At 29.9% G+C, this 21,098-nt stretch carries 23 protein-coding genes, 2 tRNA genes and 1 other annotated feature; of the genes, 21 read left to right on the top strand and 4 right to left on the bottom strand.

The window, feature by feature from the left end:
* The first annotated feature begins 6 nt into the window (after nt 1–6).
* From yhbY to BUB47_RS00910, 6 genes are read left to right on the top strand one after another with little or no spacing between them, the layout of a single operon-like run.
* The gene (gene yhbY / locus BUB47_RS00935) at nt 7–294 is read left to right on the top strand and encodes a ribosome assembly RNA-binding protein YhbY (protein WP_073182891.1); all 288 of its coding nucleotides are present in this window, start codon (nt 7–9) and stop codon (nt 292–294) included.
* The gene (gene nadD, locus BUB47_RS00930) at nt 294–899 is read left to right on the top strand and encodes a nicotinate-nucleotide adenylyltransferase (protein ID WP_073182889.1); all 606 of its coding nucleotides are present in this window, start codon (nt 294–296) and stop codon (nt 897–899) included. The genes yhbY and nadD overlap by 1 nt, the downstream gene beginning before the upstream one ends.
* Nucleotides 896–1,471: a bis(5'-nucleosyl)-tetraphosphatase (symmetrical) YqeK gene (gene yqeK, locus BUB47_RS00925; protein ID WP_073182888.1), complete on the top strand. Its 576-nt coding sequence runs from the start codon at nt 896–898 to the stop codon at nt 1,469–1,471. Before nadD ends, yqeK begins: the two co-directional genes overlap by 4 nt.
* Entirely contained in the window at nt 1,455–2,345 is an 891-nt protein-coding gene (locus BUB47_RS00920) for an LCP family protein (protein ID WP_073182886.1), read from the top strand. Before yqeK ends, BUB47_RS00920 begins: the two co-directional genes overlap by 17 nt.
* 9 nt (nt 2,346–2,354) lie before the next feature.
* Nucleotides 2,355–2,693, top strand: coding sequence for a ribosome silencing factor (rsfS, locus tag BUB47_RS00915; RefSeq protein ID WP_073182885.1), 339 nt, complete (start codon nt 2,355–2,357; stop codon nt 2,691–2,693).
* A gap of 16 nt (nt 2,694–2,709) precedes the next feature.
* Nucleotides 2,710–3,084, top strand: coding sequence for a RidA family protein (locus BUB47_RS00910; protein ID WP_073182883.1), 375 nt, complete (start codon nt 2,710–2,712; stop codon nt 3,082–3,084).
* A gap of 35 nt (nt 3,085–3,119) precedes the next feature.
* On the opposite strand, the gene BUB47_RS00905 is transcribed toward BUB47_RS00910, so the two are convergent.
* Both BUB47_RS00905 and rpsD read right to left on the bottom strand, forming a co-directional pair.
* Nucleotides 3,120–3,383, bottom strand: coding sequence for a hypothetical protein (locus BUB47_RS00905; RefSeq protein ID WP_073182881.1), 264 nt, complete (start codon nt 3,381–3,383; stop codon nt 3,120–3,122).
* A gap of 66 nt (nt 3,384–3,449) precedes the next feature.
* Complete coding sequence (gene rpsD / locus BUB47_RS00900; RefSeq protein ID WP_073182880.1) at nt 3,450–4,046, bottom strand: 30S ribosomal protein S4; 597 nt, start codon at nt 4,044–4,046, stop codon at nt 3,450–3,452.
* Nucleotides 4,047–4,228: 182 nt separating this feature from the next.
* Between rpsD and BUB47_RS00895 the strand changes: the two genes are divergently transcribed.
* The 4 genes from BUB47_RS00895 to BUB47_RS00880 all read left to right on the top strand — a co-directional run bounded on the left by BUB47_RS00895 (nt 4,229) and on the right by BUB47_RS00880 (nt 10,744).
* The gene (locus BUB47_RS00895) at nt 4,229–5,503 is read left to right on the top strand and encodes an amidohydrolase (protein ID WP_073182878.1); all 1,275 of its coding nucleotides are present in this window, start codon (nt 4,229–4,231) and stop codon (nt 5,501–5,503) included.
* Nucleotides 5,504–5,512: 9 nt separating this feature from the next.
* On the top strand, nt 5,513–6,502 hold the full coding sequence (trpS, locus tag BUB47_RS00890; protein ID WP_073182876.1) for a tryptophan--tRNA ligase: 990 nt from the start codon (nt 5,513–5,515) through the stop codon (nt 6,500–6,502).
* 50 nt (nt 6,503–6,552) lie between these two features.
* Nucleotides 6,553–6,743 (top strand) — a binding site (T-box leader).
* A gap of 39 nt (nt 6,744–6,782) precedes the next feature.
* Nucleotides 6,783–9,440, top strand: a complete 2,658-nt coding sequence (locus BUB47_RS00885) for a valine--tRNA ligase (protein WP_073182875.1) — start codon at nt 6,783–6,785, stop codon at nt 9,438–9,440.
* Nucleotides 9,437–10,744 carry a bifunctional folylpolyglutamate synthase/dihydrofolate synthase gene (locus BUB47_RS00880; protein ID WP_073182873.1) on the top strand — a complete coding sequence of 436 codons (1,308 nt, stop codon included), beginning with the start codon at nt 9,437–9,439 and terminating at the stop codon, nt 10,742–10,744. Before BUB47_RS00885 ends, BUB47_RS00880 begins: the two co-directional genes overlap by 4 nt.
* 17 nt (nt 10,745–10,761) lie before the next feature.
* Here BUB47_RS00880 and BUB47_RS00875 read toward each other — a convergent pair whose 3' ends face one another.
* Nucleotides 10,762–11,277 (bottom strand): DUF4364 family protein, encoded by a 516-nt coding sequence (locus tag BUB47_RS00875; RefSeq protein WP_073182872.1) that lies wholly within the window; start codon nt 11,275–11,277, stop codon nt 10,762–10,764.
* 284 nt (nt 11,278–11,561) lie between these two features.
* On the opposite strand from BUB47_RS00875, the gene BUB47_RS00870 reads away from it, so the two are divergent.
* From BUB47_RS00870 to BUB47_RS00835, 8 genes are all read left to right on the top strand, one after another.
* Complete coding sequence (locus BUB47_RS00870; protein ID WP_073182870.1) at nt 11,562–12,500, top strand: type II CAAX endopeptidase family protein; 939 nt, start codon at nt 11,562–11,564, stop codon at nt 12,498–12,500.
* A 12-nt stretch (nt 12,501–12,512) separates the two neighbouring features.
* Entirely contained in the window at nt 12,513–13,271 is a 759-nt protein-coding gene (locus BUB47_RS00865) for an SIR2 family NAD-dependent protein deacylase (RefSeq protein ID WP_073182869.1), read from the top strand.
* The gene (locus BUB47_RS00860) at nt 13,261–13,983 is read left to right on the top strand and encodes a class I SAM-dependent DNA methyltransferase (RefSeq protein ID WP_073182867.1); all 723 of its coding nucleotides are present in this window, start codon (nt 13,261–13,263) and stop codon (nt 13,981–13,983) included. The genes BUB47_RS00865 and BUB47_RS00860 overlap by 11 nt, the downstream gene beginning before the upstream one ends.
* A gap of 1 nt (nt 13,984) precedes the next feature.
* Complete coding sequence (gene hslO / locus BUB47_RS00855) at nt 13,985–14,866, top strand: Hsp33 family molecular chaperone HslO (RefSeq protein ID WP_073182865.1); 882 nt, start codon at nt 13,985–13,987, stop codon at nt 14,864–14,866.
* Between the two features lie 63 nt (nt 14,867–14,929).
* Nucleotides 14,930–15,005 (top strand) — tRNA-Phe (locus tag BUB47_RS00850).
* A gap of 45 nt (nt 15,006–15,050) precedes the next feature.
* The gene (locus BUB47_RS00845) at nt 15,051–15,839 is read left to right on the top strand and encodes a MerR family transcriptional regulator (RefSeq protein WP_073182863.1); all 789 of its coding nucleotides are present in this window, start codon (nt 15,051–15,053) and stop codon (nt 15,837–15,839) included.
* A 45-nt stretch (nt 15,840–15,884) separates the two neighbouring features.
* Nucleotides 15,885–16,358 (top strand): hypothetical protein, encoded by a 474-nt coding sequence (locus tag BUB47_RS00840; RefSeq protein WP_073182861.1) that lies wholly within the window; start codon nt 15,885–15,887, stop codon nt 16,356–16,358.
* A gap of 66 nt (nt 16,359–16,424) precedes the next feature.
* Nucleotides 16,425–16,499, top strand: a tRNA-Gly gene (locus BUB47_RS00835).
* Nucleotides 16,500–16,592: 93 nt separating this feature from the next.
* On the opposite strand, the gene rpmB is transcribed toward BUB47_RS00835, so the two are convergent.
* Nucleotides 16,593–16,784 carry a 50S ribosomal protein L28 gene (gene rpmB / locus BUB47_RS00830; protein WP_073182859.1) on the bottom strand — a complete coding sequence of 64 codons (192 nt, stop codon included), beginning with the start codon at nt 16,782–16,784 and terminating at the stop codon, nt 16,593–16,595.
* A gap of 153 nt (nt 16,785–16,937) precedes the next feature.
* On the opposite strand from rpmB, the gene BUB47_RS00825 reads away from it, so the two are divergent.
* The 3 genes from BUB47_RS00825 to recG are packed head-to-tail and all read left to right on the top strand — an operon-like array spanning nt 16,938 to nt 21,065.
* Complete coding sequence (locus BUB47_RS00825; RefSeq protein ID WP_073182858.1) at nt 16,938–17,291, top strand: Asp23/Gls24 family envelope stress response protein; 354 nt, start codon at nt 16,938–16,940, stop codon at nt 17,289–17,291.
* A 14-nt stretch (nt 17,292–17,305) separates the two neighbouring features.
* A complete protein-coding gene (locus BUB47_RS00820) occupies nt 17,306–18,973 on the top strand; it encodes a DAK2 domain-containing protein (RefSeq protein ID WP_073182856.1) in 1,668 nt (555 codons plus the stop codon).
* Nucleotides 18,974–19,022: 49 nt separating this feature from the next.
* The gene (gene recG / locus BUB47_RS00815; protein WP_073182854.1) at nt 19,023–21,065 is read left to right on the top strand and encodes an ATP-dependent DNA helicase RecG; all 2,043 of its coding nucleotides are present in this window, start codon (nt 19,023–19,025) and stop codon (nt 21,063–21,065) included.
* Nucleotides 21,066–21,098 lie beyond the last annotated feature (33 nt).

Below are 21,098 nucleotides of genomic sequence, written 5' to 3'. Positions count from 1 at the left end.
GTATTTATGATAACAGGAAAACAACGTTCTTATTTAAAGTCGCTTGCAAATAGTGAAAAACCACTTATACAAATTGGAAAAGGTGGAGTTACTGAAAGCTTAATTGCTCAAATAGATGAGCTATTGGAATCACATGAAATTGTGAAGATTTCAGTTCTAAAAAATGCTCCAATATTGGCAAGAGATATTTCAGAAGAAATTACAAATGGTACTAATGCTGAATTTGTTCAGCAAATTGGAAATAAACTAACGATTTATAGAGAGTCAAAGGAAAATAAAAAGATAATATTATAATGAAGAGATATGGAATAATGGGAGGAACTTTTGATCCTATTCACGTGGCGCATTTAATGATTGCCGAATATGCAAAAGATGAATATGAACTCGATAAAATCATATTTATACCAACGGGAACCCCTCCCCATAAAAACGAGTGTACTGATTCTAAAATTAGATATGATATGGTTTCTCTAGCAGTTGAAGATAATGTTGACTTCGAAGTAACTGATATTGAAACTAATAGGACAGAGCTTAGCTATAGTGTAGATACTATAAATGAGTTAAAAGGCAAATACAGTGGGAGTTTTTATTTTATAATAGGTTCAGATACGCTATTTCAATTAAAAACATGGAAAAAAATAGGCGAACTCTCCAAAAATGTAGAATTTATTTGTGCTGTAAGGCCTGAATATATTTCTACAAAAGCCTTAGAAATGGAGTTGTTGTATTTAAAGTCCAAGTACAATACTAAAATTAATATAATAAAATCACCACTTTATGAATTGTCCTCAACTTACATTAGAGAGAGAATACAAACAGGTAAATCAGTTAAATATCTGTTACCTGATAAAGTTATAAAATATATAGAAGAACACAAATTATACAGAGGTTTATCATGACAAATCCACATGAAGAAGATATTATAAATAGAATAGGGGAAAAGAGATTTGAACATTCTCTTAGAGTTATGCAAACTGCTGAAAAACTAGCTGAAAAATATGATGTAGATATTAAAAAAGCTAGGACAGCAGCTTATTATCACGACTGTGCAAAGATAGGTAATTCAACTGAACTCTTTAAACAGTGTGAAATTTATAATTTGAAAATTGACCATGAGATGAAAATGGCACCTCAAATAATACATGGATATCTAGGAGCTGTAATTGCTAAAAAAAATTATGGCATAGATGATGAAGATATTTTAAATGCAATAAAGTATCATACAACTGGAAGAGAAGACATGTCTAAACTTGAAAAGATAATATTTTTAGCAGATTATATTGAACCTAAGAGAAATTTTAAGGGAGTTGATACTGCAAGAACTTTAGCAAGTGAAGACTTAGATAAGGCTATGTACTTTAGTCTAAATAACACAGTGGAATTTTTATGCAGTTCAAATGAATACATTGTATTAGATAGTATAAAAGCTAGAAACTATATTTTGGAGATGAGCAATGGGAAGATTTTTTAAATCCTTTTTTATAACTTTTTTAGTAATTGTATTATTATTTGTGGGGCCAATTAGTTTTTTTGTATTAAAAAATCACATTGAAAATCCTCAAGATTTCTTTTCAGAAATTAACAATGGTAGTAAAAATGTATCTTTTTTACTTTTAGGAGTGGACAGCTTAGATTCAAATACAGATTCAAATACTAGATCTGATACAATAATGGTTGTAAACATGAACTTGGAAAATGGAGATGTCAATTTAATATCAATACCAAGAGATACTTACGCATCAATAGATGGATATGGAAAACAAAAAATAAATCACTCATATAATTATGGTGGACCAGAGTTAACTTTAAAGACAGTAAATAACTTACTGGGAACAAATGTAGAGCACTATGTAACACTTAGCTATGGTTTTGTTGGAGATGTAGTGGATATTGTAGGTGGAGTTGATGTTGACGTCCCTATGGATATGGACTATGAAGATGAATGGGCGGATCCGCCTTTAAAGATACACTTAAAAGCAGGAGAACAAACTCTTGATGGAGATAAGGCAATGCAATTTTTAAGATTTAGGAAGGGATACGCTGATCAGGATTTAAGTAGGGTACAGGCACAACAACAATTTGTATCATCATTCTTAGATAAGTTGAAATCTCCAATGACTGTTTTAAAAGCCCCTGCGCTTTTAAGAAGTTATGATAAAAATACTAAGACTAATTTACCTTTTTCTCAGGTAGTTAAAATAGGATTAAATGTTGGAAAACTTTCTAAGGATAGTATAAACGCACAGACACTACCGGGTTCTCCAAGTTATAAAAATAAAATTTCTTACTTTTTTATAGATGAGAATGCAACAGGTACTTTGCTAAGAGAAGTTGGCTTAAAATAAGGAGAGGTTATGGAAAACAAAAAACTTGATATTATAGTAAAATCATGTGAAGATAAAAAGGGAATAGATATTAAAGTATTAAATATTAATGGACTTAGTTCTATTGCTGATTATTTTGTAATTGTAAGTGGAAATTCTTCAAGTCAAGTGAGTGCACTTGCTAATGAAATTGAAGAAAAGATGGGTGAAGCTGGCTATGAATTAAATAATCAAGAGGGAAAAAATTCAATGAGATGGATTATTCTTGACTATTCTGACATAATTATCCATATTTTTCACAAAGAAGAGAGAGAGTATTACAATCTTGAGAGATTGTGGTCAGATGAAAGTAATTTCATAGATAAATAAAATTAGGAGGGTTTTTATGAACTTAATACACACTGAAAAGGCACCAGCAGCAATTGGACCTTATTCACAAGGAGCAGTAGTTGGAAACATAGTATTTACTTCAGGACAGGTACCTATTAATCCGGAGACAGGCGAATTAATCTCTGAAGACATAAAAAAAGCAACTAGACAAAGTCTTGAAAATGTAAAAGCTATTTTAGAAGAAGCGGGCAGTAATTTAAATAAAGTTGTAAAAGTTAATGTGTTTATGGCAGATATGAATGATTTTGCAGATATGAATGAAGTGTACTTAGAATATTTTTCAGATCATAAACCTGCAAGAAGTGCAGTTCAAGTTGCTAAACTACCTAAAGATGCAATTGTTGAAATAGAAGCTATTGCAGAAATATAAAAAATAAAATGATAATCTCTTTTGAGATTATCATTTTATTTTTCTGTATCATTACTTTCAAATGTAATACCTAAAACTAAATTAAGTACTTCTTGTGCATTTACTAAAGACATAACAGGTACATAAATAGTAGAACCTGAAATATTTAATTCTTTCATAATTGCAGGGCTGTCATCAGTTACATCGGTTTTAATCTCGTAGGAAATTTTAGCATCGTCTAATAAGTTTTTAATAGACTCCAATTGAAAGTCATCATAAACTGTAATTAATTTTTCATATTCAGAGTTATCTAAATTCATATTTCACCTCTTTTAATATAATAAAAAAGCGATGAAATTTGGGTCTTAATTTCATCACTCTTATTATTACAAATTTTTTGAGTAGAATTCAACAATTAATTGATCTTCTATCTCTATAGGTATATCTTCTCTGTTTGGTAAAGAAACAAGCGTTGCACTAAAGTCCTTATCCTTTGAAATGTAAGGATATGATGCTACAAAAGCTGTTTCATAGTTTTCTTTGAAAAGCTCAGCCTTTCTTCCCTTTGGAGAAAGAGCAATAACATCACCAGCATTACATCTGTATGAAGGAATGTCTAATTTTTTACCATTTAAAGTAATATGTCCATGAGTAACCATTTGTCTAGCTTGTCTAATAGAGCTTGCAAATCCCATTCTGTAAACAAGATTGTCAAGTCTTACTTCTAAAAATTTAACAAGTGCTGGACCTGTTTGGTCTTTAGATTTTTTAGCCTCTTTAAAAAGGTTGACGAATTGTTTTTCAAGAACACCATAGTAAGCTCTAAGTCTTTGCTTTTCAAGTAATTGCTTACCATATTCAGTTAATTTTTTATCACTTCTTGCAGTACCTTTATGCGCTCTTTTCATAGCTTTAGGGTGACCACACACATTAAGACCTAATCTTCTAGATTGTTTAAATCTAGGTCCCATCATTTTTGCCATTTATTAATTCAACTCCTAATATTTTCTTGCCGCGATAATTCAAGAGCCGAGAGTATTATACTAAATATACTGGTTTTTGTAAATGTTTTTTAAGAAAATTTAAAAAATAATTATAAAAAATAATTATAAAAAATGGTATAATGTTATTTGTTAAAGTTAATTAATGATAAAAGAGGATTGAAATGATACTATTAAAAAACATATCTTATTTAGATATTGAAGAAGAAAAAATAAAAGAAAATATGGATATCTTAATAGAAGATAATCTCATAAAAAAAATTGGCAAGGACATTAAAAGTAATAGAGCAGAGGTAATAGACGGAAGAGAAAGATTAGCAGTTCCTGCATACACAAATGGACACACTCACTTGGGAATGACTATGATGAGAAATTTAGCTGACGATTTAGACTTAGATACTTGGCTAAATAAAAAAATTTGGCCTGTAGAAGATAAATTAACAGATGAAGATATATACTGGGCCAGTATGCTTTCTATAGTAGAAAATATTAAAAGTGGAGTTTCGACAGTTTATGATATGTACTATTCTATGGATAGAGTATCTGAAGCAGTTATAGAATCGGGAACTAGAGGAGTATTGACTAGGGGAATGATGGACATCTCCGGTGGTGGAGATGAGAGAATTGATGAATTAATGGAATTATATAAAAATTATAATAATGCAGGTAATGGCAGAGTAAAAATAGTTCCCGCTCCACATTCAATATATACTTGCTCAACAGAATACTTAAAAAAATTAATAAATATAGCTGAAAGTTTTGATGGAGTTATAAATATTCACCTATCAGAGACAAAAAAAGAAGTAAGTGATTGTTTAAAAGAACATTTAATGACTCCTGCAATGTACTTAGATAGTATTGGAATGTTAGATTTAAAAGTTATAGCAGCTCATTGTGTTCACCTAACTGATGAGGAAATAAACTTAATAAGTAAAAAAGATGTCTTTCCGATTTATAATCCCAGTTCAAATTTAAAATTGGGAAGTGGCTTTGCGCCAATAGATAAAATGATAAAATCCAATATAAAAATAGGAATAGGAACTGATGGTTCTTCCTCAAATAACAATCAGGATTTAGTTGAGGAAATGCACATTGGCTCAATTGTAAATAAAGCTGTAACACTAGACCCAAATGCTGTTCCTGCAATTGAAATTTTAAAAATGGCAACAGTAAACGGAGGCGCTCTAACAGGATTTAACAATGGAGTTATTCGAGAAAATGCATTGGCAGATATAGCGATATATGATTTAAATTCAATTGGTTTTACTCCCAAGAACAATTTAATATCAGCACTTTGCTACAGCTCAAATTCAAATTACATTTTAGATTTAATAGTTGATGGAAAAATTGTAATGAAGAATAGAGAAGTTTTAACATTAGATGAAGAAAAAATAAAAGTAAAAGTTAGAGAGCTAACTGAAAAACTTTTAAATAGATAGGAGATTAGAATGGACAAAAAAGTAGTTTACAGTGGAATTCAGCCATCAGGTTTATTGACGATAGGAAATTATATAGGTGCACTTTCAAATTTTACAGAACTTCAAGAAGAGTATAATTGCCTATATTGTATAGTTGATATGCATGCAATTACAGTACCTCAAGAAGCTAAAGATTTGAGAAAGAACACACTGGATATACTCTCTCTTTACTTGGCAGCGGGAATAGACCCTGAAAAGAGTATTATCTATATTCAATCCCATGTTCCGGAGCACGTTGAATTAGCTTGGTTGTTAAATTCTATTACCTCTGTAGGACAACTTCAAAGAATGACACAGTATAAAGATAAATCCCAAAAGTCAAAAGAAGTTCTATCTGGCTTATTAAATTATCCGGTTTTAATGGCAGCAGATATCTTGCTATATCAATCTTCTTTTGTGCCTGTAGGTGAAGATCAAAGACAGCACATAGAATTAACTAGAGATATTGCTCAAAAATTTAATTCCAGATATTCGGAAACATTTGTAGTGCCTGAAATAATGGTTCCAAAAGTTGGTGCTAAGATAATGTCACTGCAAAATCCGGAATTTAAAATGAGTAAGTCTGACCCAGATAAAAACAGCTATATTTTAATATTGGATTCTGAAGATGATACTAGAAAAAAAATAAAGAGAGCAGTAACTGATTCACTTGGAGAAATGAACTATTCAAATGAGCAACTGGGATTAAAGAACTTAATAGACATACATTCAGCATTTAGCGGTAAAACTCCTGATGAAATAGTAAATTACTATAGAGATTTGGGATACGGAGCATTTAAAGAAGATTTAGGTGAGGTAGTTGTTGGAGGTTTAAGACCTATAAGACAGAGATTTGAAGAAATAAGATCAGATAAGTCAGCTCTTGAAAAAGTTTATAAAGAAGGAGCTGAAAAAGCCAGTTATTTAGCAAATAAGACACTTAGAAAAGTATATAAAAAAATGGGTTTTATCGCCAAGTAATTTAGTTCTATTGACAAAGATTTTATTTATTCATATAATTAAAACAATTAAATATAGCAATGGAAAAGATTAGTAACTTTAATACTTCTGTAGAGAGATATTGGTTGGTGAAAAATATTGAAAGGATTAAAGCGAATGTTACTTTTCTGCTTTGTAGAGGACAAGTCTACAACGGGTAACCGTTAAATTATTGAGCCGAATTTTCGGAAATTAAGGTGGTACCACGTCCTTCGTCCTTATACGACGAGGGACTTTTTTATTTATAAATTTAGGAGGAAAAATGGAACAATTATCTAAAACTTACAATCCAAAGGAATTTGAAGATAGACTGTACGATTATTGGATGGAAAACGAATATTTTAAAGCAGAGGTAGATAAGAATAAAAAACCTTATACTATTATGATGCCTCCTCCAAATGTGACGGGAAATTTGCATATGGGGCATGCATTAAACAACACCATTCAAGATATTCTAACAAGAACTAAGAGAATGCAAGGATATAGTGCGCTATGGCTTCCTGGAACGGACCACGCTTCTATATCTACTGAGGCAAAAGTCGTTGAAAAATTAAAAAAAGAGGGAAAGTCAAAAGATGATCTAAGTAGAGAAGAATTTATAGAAGAAGCTTGGGAATGGACTGAAAAATATGGTGGAACTATAAAGAATCAACTAAAGAAGCTAGGTGTATCTTGTGATTGGTCTAGAGATAGATTTACATTAGATGAAATGCTTTCAAATGCAGTTGAAGAAGTGTTTATTAAATACTATGAAAAAGGACTTATCTATAGAGGAGACAGAATAATAAATTGGTGTCCAAATTGTAAAACCGCAATATCTGATGCAGAAGTTGAGCATGAAGAAAGCGACGGACACATTTGGAGTTTTAAATATCCTCTGGAAGACGGAAGTGGATATATTGAAGTTGCAACAACTAGACCGGAAACTATTCCAGGAGACTTAGCAGTTGCTGTAAATCCTAAAGATGATAGATATAGAGATATGGTAGGGAAAAATGTACTGTTGCCAATTATGGACAATAAAAAGATACCTATTATTTCAGATGACTATGTAGACATGGAATTTGGAACAGGAGCTGTAAAAATTACTCCATCACATGATCCAAACGACTTTGAAGTTGGAGAAAGGCATAATTTAGGACAGCTAAAAATTTTTACTGACGACGCACATTTAAATGAAAATGCCGGAAAATATGAAGGATTAGATAGATATGTGGCAAGAGAAAAAATAATAGAAGACTTTAAAGAGTTGGGATTATTTTCAAAAGTTGAACACCATCACAATTCTGTAGGGCATTGTGAAAGATGTAAGACTGTAATAGAACCAATGCTTTCAAAGCAGTGGTTTGTAAAAATGAAACCTCTAGCAGAACCAGCTTTACAAGCTTTCTATGACGGAAAACTGGACTTTATTCCAGAGAGATTTTCAAAAATTTATATACATTGGCTAGAAAATATAAAAGATTGGACAATTTCCAGACAACTTTGGTGGGGACATAGAATACCAGTTTACTATTGTGAAGAAACTGGAGAAGTTGTAGTTTCAAAAACTAATCCAGAGGGAACTAAGGGCTATGAAGGACTGCATTTTAAACAAGATGAAGATACACTTGATACTTGGTTTTCATCTGCACTGTGGCCTTTTTCAACTCTAGGTTGGCCAAATAAAACAGAAGACTTGGAATATTTTTATCCTACCAATGTATTAGTTACAGGTTACGATATTATATTTTTCTGGGTAGTTAGAATGGTATTTTCAGGAATTGAAAATATGGATGGAATAGTCCCCTTTAAAGACGTATTCTTAACAGGACTTGTAAGAGATTCACAGGGAAGAAAGATGAGCAAGTCCCTTGGGAATGGAATAGATCCTCTTGATGTAATTGATACCTATGGAGCAGATGCATTGAGATTTACTTTAATTTCAGGTAATAGCCCAGGTAATGATATGAGATTTTATACAGAAAGAGTTGAAGCTAATAGAAACTTTGCAAATAAACTTTGGAATGCTACAAGATTTGTGCTAATGAATTTAGAAGAAGATGAAGATTTAAATACTATTGACATTTCTAAATTAAAAAACGAAGACAAGTGGATTTTATCCCATCTTCAAAAATTAATACAAAGCGTAACAGATAAAATTGAAAAATACGAAATAGGGTTAGCTGCTCAAGATATATATGATTTTATATGGAGTGACTACTGTGACTGGTATATTGAAATGGTTAAACCTAGATTATATGGCGAAGATAAAGAAAGTAAAACAGTTGCTAAACAAGTACTTTTATATGTTTTAAAGGATACTTTAAAATTACTTCATCCATTTATGCCATTTATTACTGAAGAAATTTGGCAGCACTTACCAAATACAGAAAAAGCGCTAATTATTTCCAAATGGCCGGAATTTAAAGATATCTATGTATTTGAAAAAGAAGAAAAAGCTATTAACTACATCAAAGAAGCTATTAGAGGCATAAGAAATGCAAGATCAGAAATGAATATTGAAAATAGTAGAAAATCAAATACTATTATCTTTACTGAGGACAGTGAAATTGAAGATATAATTAAAGAAAATAAAGAACAATTTGTAAACCTTGGATATTCTGACTCAGTAACTGTAACAGATAATAAAGATGACGTTGATGAAGATAATATTTCAATAATACTTGATAGAGCTCAAATATTTTTACCATTAAAAGATCTTGTAAATTATGAAAAAGAATTTGAAAGACTTACAAAGGAAAAAAATACAGTAGTATCTGAAATTGAGAGAGCTACTAAAAAACTTGCAAATGAAAGTTTTACTTCAAAAGCTCCACAAAAATTAGTAGATGAAGAAAAAGAAAAGAAGAAAAAATACGAAGAGATGTTGATTACTATTGAAAAAAGACTTGAAAGTGTGAAAGAGAATTTAAAATGAACTATAGTGAAATAATTAAAAATATAGAAAATAGAGAAGGCAAGAGAAAATCTTATGATTTTAAGAGAATGAGATATCTTTTGGGTATTTTAAATAATCCACATATTGGGCTGAAATATCTTCATATTGCAGGTACAAATGGCAAGGGTTCTACATCGAGTTTTATCTACAATATTTTAAAAAGTGGAGATTATAAAGTTGGATTATATACTTCACCGCACCTTGAAAGATATACTGAGAGAATAATTATCAACGGAAGAGAAATAAGTGAAGATGATTTTGTAAGACTTTCAGAAAAAGTGATAAAGGCAGAGCAAGAAATTATATCAGAATTTGAAATGTTAACTTATTTTGAATTTATTACTGCAGTTGGTTTTTTATACTTTAAAGAAAATAATTGTGATTACTGTGTATTAGAAGTAGGAATGGGAGGACTTTCCGACAGTACAAATGTAATAGAGACAAAAGATAAAATATTAAGTGTAATAACTCCAATTTCTATGGATCATATGCAGTATTTGGGAGATACAATAGAAGAAATAACAAATCAAAAAGTTGGAATTATTGGAGAAGGTGTGCTTTGTACTTCTTCTAATAGAAATTCTCATATAGAAGGTATCGTGGCCAAAAAAGCCAAAGAAAAAAATGCTCCCTTTTATGACTTAAATGACATAGAGATAGAAAACTTGGAAATTGATGATAGGCATACTAAGTTCGATGTCTTGTTTAAAGATGAAAAGATAGAAAATTTAAAGACAAATATGATAGGATACTATCAATTGGACAATGCAGCTGTAAGCATTCTTTCAATTTTAGAATTAAGAAATAGAGGACTTTTAAATATTTCAAATGACTCCATAAGAGACGGACTACTAAATACAAATTGGCCCGGTAGAATGGAGCGAATAAGTGAAAATCCAACTGTCATTTTAGATGGAGCTCATAATTTTGATGGAATACTAAAACTTACAGAGAGTTTAAAATTATTTAAATATAACAAACTGACTATTATCACTTCTATCTTAGATGATAAAGAACATGAAAAGATGCTTCATGAATTTGCGAAATATTCAAATGAAATTATAATAGTGGATTTATCAACTAATAGGAAAACTAATTTAAATACTTTAAAAAATGAAGCTACTAAGTATAGTTCAAATGTTTTAATAATAAATAACTTAGAAGAGGCAATTGAAATTGCTGTTAAAGGTTCGTCAAAAGATGACTTAATAGTAATAGCAGGTTCGCTATATCTAGTAAGCGAAACAAAAGAATTGATAAATAGTGTTTTAAAAAAGGCATAGTCTTATAGACTGTGCCTTTACACATCAAATATTTTTATGATTTTAAAATAAAATTCATCAGGTTCTTCTTCAAAGGACTTTGTTATCATCTGAGCATAGTCTTCAGTGGGAACTTCCAAGTGAAGGTTAAAGATATCAACAAGTGCTTCTTTAATAGCCAGATTAACGTAAAATCTGTTAAAGTCATCTCTATAGTATTCTGAAACTATAGATTTCTTAGAGATGATATCTCTTTTACACTCATTTAAGTTAGTGTTTATATGCTCAAGAATATCTTTTGGAAGTTTATCTAAAAACATATCCAGTGTATTTAATCCATCTGTTGTAATGTGATAATTGTCATTTGAATCTAAACATAGAAAATTGCTCTCTATTAGCTCTTCAGTATACTGCTTAAAATAAAAAAAGTTTAATAGATCAAGTTCTAAAACAAATTTAGTAAGTTTTTCATCGTTAAATAAATTATCAGCACCTTTTACTATATATAGTAACAACAATTTGCTTTGAGCTAGTTCTAGCTTATTTAAATCCATGTCATCATTCCTTTTACATTGGTAAATAATATTTTAATTATAACATCAAAAATAGTAAAATGCCAAATTATATAGCTGAAAATCTTTAGTATAAATTATAAATTGAATTATAAAGTTATATAATATAGTATAGTGTTTAATATATTTTATTTTAAGATTAGCATTGTAATGCTATAATTATTATAAATATTTAAGTTAAAAATAATAAATTTTAGACTAGACTTTGCAAAAGGAGGATTGTAGGGAAAGTAAAATTAATAAAAATATTTTCCATACTGACACATATGAAAAAAGTTAAAAAAATTAGATATAAGAAAAAGAATTTAAATGTCTTAAGTGTTAATACACTTACTTTAGTGTTGTCGATTTTTTTTCTCACTGTAGGATATCATATACAAAATAAAGACTTTTTTAAGGGAACATTTATAAATGAAGTTTTTATTATTTTAATACCGGCTCTACTTATTTGTGGAAGCGGAAAGAGAACAGAAGTATTAAGAGTTAAAAAATTAGAATATATTAATATTATAAGGGTAATTATCATAGTGATACTCAGTTATCCAATAATTCTATTATTAAATGGAATATTTTCATCTTTCTTATCTTCATTTATTGAATTAAAAAACTTTTCAATGGATGTTCTCTTAATGGAAGAGTCTTTTATGCGCTATCTGTTGTTTATGTGTGTTGTACCTGCCGTTTGTGAGGAGATTTTTTTTAGAGGGGCACTGATAAATTCCTATGACATATATGGCGGGAAATTTGCAATAATAATGTCTTCATTGGTATTTGCCTTATTTCATTTTGACATACAAAATTTTATAGCCCCATTTTTACTTGGAATTTTATTTGGAAACTTGCTAGAGTTAACGGGTTCAATTTTTGCTGCAATATTAGCACATTTTACTCACAATATAATAGCAATATTAACATCTAAGTATTTAAATGACATCTTATTTAACTATTTAAAACAAACTAATTTAGCTCAAGATATAGGTTCTTTGCAGTTGTTTATTATATTGATGTTATTTTTAATTTCTATTGTATCGGCGGTATTATTGAGAGTTTTATTTAAACAAATGGATAAAGAAAAAAAACATAGAGAGAATAGGTCAGGTGTTAGAGTTAGGGTGAGAGAAATACAGAGTATAGACTTTTTTAATTTTGTTCCAATAGTGGCATTGATAATTTTGTATTTTATTTACTATGCAATTGTATTTTAAGAGGTGATTAATTTGAAAAATAATTTTAATTATAAAATTTTAGAAACAGCTCAGCTTATAATTAATTCAAAGAAGACTTTTGTGTTAACAGGAGCTGGAATGAGTACTGAGTCAGGAATTCCCGACTTTAGATCAGATACGGGATACTATCAAAAAATGGATCCGGTAAACGCTCTATCAAAAGACGTTTTATTAAGTAATCCAAAGCGATTCTATTCTGAAGGATATAAAATATTAGAAGATTTAAATGACAAAAAACCTAATGAAGGTCATCTGGCATTGGCAGAATTAGAAGAGATGAAGTATATTAGTGGTATTATTACTCAAAATATTGACAATTTGCATACTAAGGCTGGAAGTAAAAATGTCTATGAAGTACATGGAGAGACTAGAAGAGTTCACTGTATGAAATGTGGAAGCAGCTTTGAGTTTAAAGTTATGCAAGATAAAGTAAATAGTGGACAAATTCCGCCTAAGTGCGATAAATGCAGCGGAATATTGAGACCGAATGTAGTTATGTTTGGAGATATGATGCCTGAGGACTTTCAACTTGCAGTAAGGGAACTTGAGTCTACAGAACTTTTAATAGTTATAGGTTCAAGTTTAACTGTTGCTCCGGTTAACTATCTTCCTCAATATGTGGAAAAATTAATAATAATTAACAACACACCTACTCCAGAAGATAATAATGCAGAAGTGATATTTAGAGAACAAGCAGGAACTGTTTTACAAAATATTTTAAAAGAGGTAAAAAGATTAAATGACCTATAAACTATTTGCAAACATTTACGATAAATTAATGTATGATTTTGACTATGAAAAAGTATATTCTTTTATTGACAAAGTGTACAGTGCTTCGAAGTTAAAAAATAAAACTGTACTTGAATTAGGATGTGGAACGGGAAATTTAACTGAGAAACTTATTAAAAAATTTACTGTAGATGCTGTAGATATATCTTTAGATATGTTATCAATACTTTCAAGTAAGATAAGTAGTTCAAATTTGAGAGTGTTTAATCACGATATGGTGGACTTCAAATCTGATAGACTTTATTCTATGGTATTGTCATGTTGTGACAGTGTAAATTATATAAGAAGTTCAAAAGATATAAAAAAATTATTTAAAAATACATTTAATCAGCTAGAGGACGAAGGTATTTTTATATTTGATTTAAATACAGAAGATAAATTTATTTCCATGGAAAATACTTATGTAGATGAAGTAGATGATGTATTTTATGTGTGGGAAAATTTTTATGATGTTGAAAACAAAGAAAATACTTACAGTATAAATTTTTTTGTAAGAAAAAATAATTTGTATGAGAGATTCTATGAAGAACACATAGAAAAAGTATATTCCAATAAATTTATAGTGGATACTCTTAAAAGTGTTGGATTTAAAAGTATAGAAGTTTATAGTGAGTATGAATTTGGTATGGAAATAAATAATTCTAATAGATTAGTATATATTGCTAGGAGGTAATATGGATTATATAGTAAGGGCAATAGATGTTAGTGGTTCTATAAAGATTTCAGCAGCTATTACCACAGGAGTAGTTGAAAAAGCAAGAATGACACACAATCTTTCAAAAACTGCATCATCAGCACTTGGAAGAACTTTAACTGCGGGATTAATAATGACAGATGCACTAAAAAATGAGCAAGATTCTTTGACAATAAATATTAAAGGCGATGGACCTTTAGGTAGAATAGTGGTAACTGGAAAAAATGATGGGAAAATAAAGGGATATGTAGATAATCCATCTGCAGATCTACCAGTAAGAGAAATTGACAATAAAATAGATGTATCAGGAGTAGTTGGAAGCGGTTTGCTTACAATTGTAACTGATATGGGGCTAAAAGAGCCCTATGTAGGACAGGTAAACTTAGTCTCAGGTGAAATTGCAGAGGATATAGCAAATTATTTGTATATTTCAGACCAAGTTCCATCTGCAGTAGGGCTAGGTGTATTAGTAAATACTGACTATTCAATAAAAGCTGCTGGTGGATTTATTTTACAGCTTTTGCCAGATGCAGATGAAGAAATCATTTCAAAAATAGAATCTAACATTCAAAATATGCAGAATGTAACTGAAATGATCAATTTAAATTACAGTGCAGAAGATATAGTAAAGACAATTACAAATGGATTGGAAGTTAAATTTTTAGAGAAAAAAGAAGTTTTTTATGAGTGTGATTGTTCAAAAGAAAAAATGGAAAGTGCTTTAGCTGCTATTGGGAAAAATGAGTTGAATAATATAATAGAGGAAGATGGGCATGCAGAGCTAAGTTGCTATTTTTGTAATAGAAAATATGATTTTGACAAAGCAGAACTAGAAAATTTAATTGAAACTAGTTGTGATTAAATTGACATAAATAAAAATATATGGTATTTTATTAAGGCATTGTAAAATGCAGATAACTAAAAAGCCCAGATAGCTCAGTCGGTAGAGCAGAGGACTGAAAATCCTCGTGTCGCTGGTTCGATTCCGGCTCTGGGCACCATGTATACAACTCAAATTTGAGTTGTATTTTTTATAGGAGTATAAAATGAAATTATATAGTATAAAAAAATTTTCAAAACTCAGTAAACTTCCAGTGAGAACTTTACACTATTATGATGAAATTGGATTATTAAAGCCGGAATATAAGAGTAGTTCAAATGGATATAGATATTATAGTGAGAGTCAAATTTTGCTAATTAATAGTATTTTGAACTACAGGGAATTGGGATTTAAATTAAAAGAAATAAAGGCATTAGTATATAGTAACACCTATACTAACAATAAAAATTTACTTAGTTTCAAATTAGAAGAACTTACCAGTGAAATAGAATATAAGAAATTGCTAATAAGTAAAATACAGAACTATTTAAATAAAAATGAAGATTTTATTAAAATAAATAATTTTGAAAGTAAGAATATTGTCTATTATAGAAGTGTAGATGTTGCTGGGGAGGATTCAATTAAAAAAAGGTACTTAAAATTAACTGAGTTCATTTATGAGTTTAAGCTTACTCCCATTGGTTTAACTTCTCTAATTAACCATGATGACTATAGAGAATATAATGAAAAAAGTGTGGATATAGAAGTATATATTCCCATAGCTGAAAATATTCATATTGACTTTGTAACTCGAAAATTAAATTCATATAGTGCAGCTACATGTATACATAGAGGGTCTTATAAAAACATACCAAGCTCTTATGCAAAAATTTTAGATTGGATGCAAGAACATAATTACAAATATATGGGAACTACTATTGAAGAATATTTAATAGATTGGACTAATACAAGAGATGAAAATGACTTTGTAACAGAACTTCAAATAATTATTTGACACTACAGTTACTGTAGAGTTTACAATAAATTTGAGGTGAGGTATTTGGAACATTTAGTATATTGTGATAGGAAGGCAAAAGTATTAGAAAATTTAATTAAAGGTAAAAAAACAATGATCATAAGAGGAGCTGCTGCTAGGAAACTTCCATATGGGAGAGTATTTCCTAAAGAAAAGTTATATTTTGTAGAAAATGACGGAAGTAAGTTAATTAAAGCTGAAGGATTTGTAAAAGATATAATCAACAGTGAAATTTTAACTTCTGAAGAGTCAATAGCTATGTTAGATAAGTTTAAATTAGAGTTAAATTTATCCAAAGAGCAATTGAAAAGATGGAGTGGCAAGAAGAGATTGTGTTTAATTTCAGTAGAAAATGTAAGAGCACTAGATAATCCATTACAATATGAGCGAGAAAAAAATATGGATGACTGGATAATAGTGGAATCAATTAATGATATATTAATTGGCAGTGAAAAAGAATACAAGAACATAAGATACAATGACCCAAGTAAAGAATAATTATTCTTTACTTGGGTCATTGACACAGTTATAAAAAATGCTATATAATAAAATAAAATTAATTATGCGGAAGTGGCTCAGTGGTAGAGCATCGCCTTCCCAAGGCGAGGGTCGCGAGTTCGAATCTCGTTTTCCGCTCCAAAAGCCCTAGGGCTTTTTTTATTTGCAATAAAAAAGGACTGAAAATCAGTCCCATTTTTAATATTTTGCAAGATATTAAAAAATTTTTATAACTTAAATAGCTCTTTCAACTTTACCAGATCTTAAGCATCTAGTACAAACATTAATTCTCTTTGGTTGACCATTAACAACAGCTCTTACTCTTCTAATATTAGGAGACCAGCTTCTATTGCCTCTCTTATGTGAAAAAGAAATAGTGTTTCCGAAAGTCTTTTGTTTTCCGCACACATCACATTTTTTTGACATGACGACACCTCCTTAATTCTTTCATAGCTTATTTATTCTACCATAAATATATTGCATTTTGCAAATTGTTTTTTCTTTTTTTAAAATATATTTTATGAAATATGAAATTAATGGTATAATGAGTTAAAAGTTAAGAAATATAGGAGGTGCTTTATGTCTGCAAACATTAAGACAGATGGTGGAAATATAATTATAGAAAATACCGTTCTTGCACATATAGCAGGTATGTCTGCAATGGAAAGCTATGGAATAGTTGGTATGGCTTCAAAAAATGCTACAGATGGCATACTGGAAATTTTAAAATTTGACAATTTATCTAAAGGTATTAAAGTAGGTACTGAAGAAGGACAAATAAATATACAACTTCATGTAGTTTTGGAATATGGAGTTAAAATCTCTGTCGTTGGAGAAAATATAATCGACAGAGTTAAGTTCAATATAGAAAATTTAACAGGATTGACAGTTAATAATATAGAAGTCCTTGTAGAGGGCATAAGATTAAAATAATGGAGGAAGTTTATTTGGATATAGTTAAATTAGATGGATTCTTATTAAAAAAAGCCTTAACAGGTGCCGTAAACTACCTCATATTAAATAAAGAAGAGGTAAATGATTTAAATGTATTCCCAGTTCCAGATGGAGATACGGGAACAAATATGTCTCTTACTGCAAAATCTTCATTAAAACAAGTTGAAACTGTTGAAAATGTAAAATCCATTGAAGAAATTGCCAAAGCTGCAGCTAGAGGTTCATTAATGGGAGCTAGAGGAAATTCAGGTGTTATACTTTCTCAGCTACTAAGAGGCTTTTCTGAAGGCTTAGCAGGTTTAGAAGAAGCTTCAGTTGAAGATTTAGCTCACGCCTTTAAAAAGGCCTCTGAGACCACTTATAAAGCTGTTATGAAACCGACAGAGGGAACTATTTTAACTGTTGGAAGAGAAACAGCAGATTTTGCCTTAAAAAGTTTTAAGCAATACACAGATATAATAACTTTTTTAAGAGACGTAATAGAAGAAGCAAATATATCTCTTGAAAAGACGCCGGAGAAACTTCGAGTTTTAAAAGAAGCAGGTGTAGTAGATGCCGGTGGAAAGGGTCTTGTTGTGCTATTAGAAGGTGCTTATAAGGCGCTAATAGGTGAAAATATTGAAAGCCCTGAAGAAGATGATGTTTTAAAAAGTAAGGCGCAAAAAGAGATAATTTTAGGACCAGTAGATAGTGATATTAAGTATGGCTATTGTACAGAATTTATTATTAATACAGATTATAATGACATTGAAAACTTTAAAGAAAAATTAGCACCTCTAGGAGATAGTTTATTAGTAGTTGGAGGAGAGGGAAGTGGACTAATAAAGGTTCACGTTCACACTAACAATCCGGGACAAGCTCTAGAGTATGCTGTAAAACTTGGAGAACTTCAAGATATAAAAATAGACAATATGAGATATCAACACAAGGAAATACTATTTAAACAATCTGAAGTTGATCAAGCTAAAAAAGAAGAAGCAAGGGAAAAAGAAACTAAAGTAGAAAAGGACTATTCCTTCATTACCGTTTCAATGGGAAGTGGATTAGACGAAGTCTTTAAATCACTAGGTGTAGATGCCATTGTAGAAGGTGGTCAAACGATGAATCCAAGTACGGAAGACTTTTTAAAAGCCATTGACGAAGTAACTGGGAAGAGTATTTTTATAATGCCAAATAATAGCAATATTATATTGGCAGCAGAACAGGCTAGAGACTTAAGTGATAGAGATGTCTACGTTATAGAGTCGAAATCTATTCCGCAAGGAGTAGCAGCGCTTTTAGCATTTAATGAGGAGCTTGATGTTAAAACCAATATAGAAAATCTTTCAAGTGCAATTAATGATGTTATTTCTGCACAGGTGACATATGCTGTAAGGGATACTCAAATGAATGGTAAAAATATTTCAGAGGGAGATATTATTGGACTAAGTGGAAAAGAAATAGTATCTTCTGGTAAAGATATTAATGTTACCACGCTTGAATTAATTGACAAACTAATGAATGATGATATTTCAATGATTACACTCTATAGAGGTGAAGACGTTGAAGAAGAATCTTCAGAGTCATTGTTAGATGAACTTCAAGAAAAGTATTCAGATTTAGATATTGATTTAATAAATGGCACGCAGCCTTTATATTATTATATAATTTCACTAGAATAGTTAAGTAGCCTCGCAAAAATTTGCGGGGCTATAAATAAGAGGTGGTAGTTTGAAATTAGAAGATAAAATAACCGTCCTAAAAGGCGTGGGAGAGAAAAGAGAAAAGAAGTTTTTAAGTATAGGAATAGAAACTATAAGAGATTTGTTGCTATATTATCCGAGAAATTACGATGATCAAAGTAATTTTAAGAAGTTATATGAAGCTGAAATAGGGGAAAAGGCAACATTTACAGTTAAAATTTCATCAATAATTGAAGATAGACGAATAAAAAGAAATTTATCTATTACCACTTTTTTAATTGAAGATAGTTCGGGACTTGGAAAAATAAGTTTTTTTAATATGAAGTATGTAAAAAATCAAATTAAATTAAATAATATTTATTTAGTTTCGGGAAAAGTTAATAAGTTTAAAGGTCAAGTACAGCTTACTAATCCTTCATTTGAACTTAAAAGTGAAAATAATAAAGTGGGAAATATCTATCCGATTTACTCTCTTAAAAAGAATATAACTAATAATGAAATAGTTAAATTAGTTGATCAGGTTTTGAATTTAAATTTATTTAAAGAAAATTTACCACCTAATTTAATAAAAAAATACAACTTAATGGGAAAAAACGAAGCTATAGAAAATATTCACAGACCAAAAGATCAAAAAAAATTTATTCAAGCTAGAAATAGATTAGTCTTTGAAGAACTTTTTTTATTTCAACTTACACTATTTAGTTTAAAAAATAAAGATGTTGAAATAAAAACATCTCCATATAGGCTATATAATGATGTATATAAATTTATTGATAATTTAAGTTTTAAACTTACGGATGGTCAAAATAGAGTTTTAGAAGAAATTTTTTCTGATATGTGTTCAGAAACTAGAATGAACAGGCTTCTACAGGGAGATGTTGGGTCCGGTAAGACAATAGTCGCTATAATAGCAATGTATTTAACTTATTTAAATGGATATCAATCTGCTATTATGGTTCCTACTGAAATATTGGCAAGGCAACATCTAGAAAGTTTTAGAGAAATTTTAGAACCCTACGCTCTAAAGGTCGAGTTATTAGTTGGAAGTACTACACAAAAAAATAGAGATAGAATATTAACTGGCATATACAATGGAGAAGTTGATATTTTAATAGGAACTCACGCTTTAATTGAAGAAAATGTTGAATTTAAAAACTTGGGATTAAATATTACTGATGAACAACATAGATTTGGAGTAAGGCAGAGGCAGAGTTTAAATGTAAAAGAAAAGTCTGCACATATTCTCGTTATGACAGCTACACCAATTCCAAGAACTTTGGCTCTTGTACTCTATGGAGACTTATCTATTTCAACTATAGATACTTTACCTCCAAACAGAAAGAAAATAGATACAATTGCAATTAATGAGACTATGCTAGATAGAGCATTGAACTTTATAAAAAAAGAAATTAATTCAGGAAGGCAAGCTTATGTAATATGCCCATTAATAGAAGAAAGTGAGCATTTTGAATTGGACTCTGCTACAGAAGTATATGAGAATTTAAAAGAAAACTACTTCTATGATTCAAATATAGCACTGTTACATGGAAGAATGTCCAATGACGAAAAAAATAAAGTTATGGAAGATTTTAATCTTGGAGAGATAAATATAATCGTCTCCACAACAGTAATTGAGGTTGGAGTAAATGTTCCAAATGCCACTGTTATATTAATCTATAATGCTGAAAGATTCGGACTTGCACAACTTCATCAGCTAAGAGGAAGAGTCGGTAGATCTTCCCATAAGAGCTATTGCATTTTATATAATAGTTCAAATACAAAAATCTCTTGGGATAGAATGAAAGTAATGACAGATTCTACAGATGGATTTTATATAGCAAATAAGGACTTAGAATTAAGGGGAAGTGGAGACATATTTGGATTAAGACAGTCTGGAGTTATGGATCTTAAAATATCTGAATTACCTAGGGATTTAAATATATTAAAGTATGCACAAATAGAAGCACAAAATACTTTTAAAGAAGATAAGTATTTAGAAAGTGAAGACAATAGAATATTAAAAGCAGAGCTGGAAAATAATTTAAAGGTGGACACTGCAATACTTAATTAACTTTATTGTTATTAGGGGATATTTGTGTTAAAA

The sequence above is a fragment of the Anaerosphaera aminiphila DSM 21120 genome (genome assembly GCF_900129925.1).
In the GTDB taxonomy this organism is placed as follows: Bacteria; Bacillota; Clostridia; order Tissierellales; family Peptoniphilaceae; genus Anaerosphaera; species Anaerosphaera aminiphila.
The sequence above is the reverse complement of the archived record's forward strand: the minus strand, read 5'-3'. Positions and strand labels throughout refer to the sequence as shown.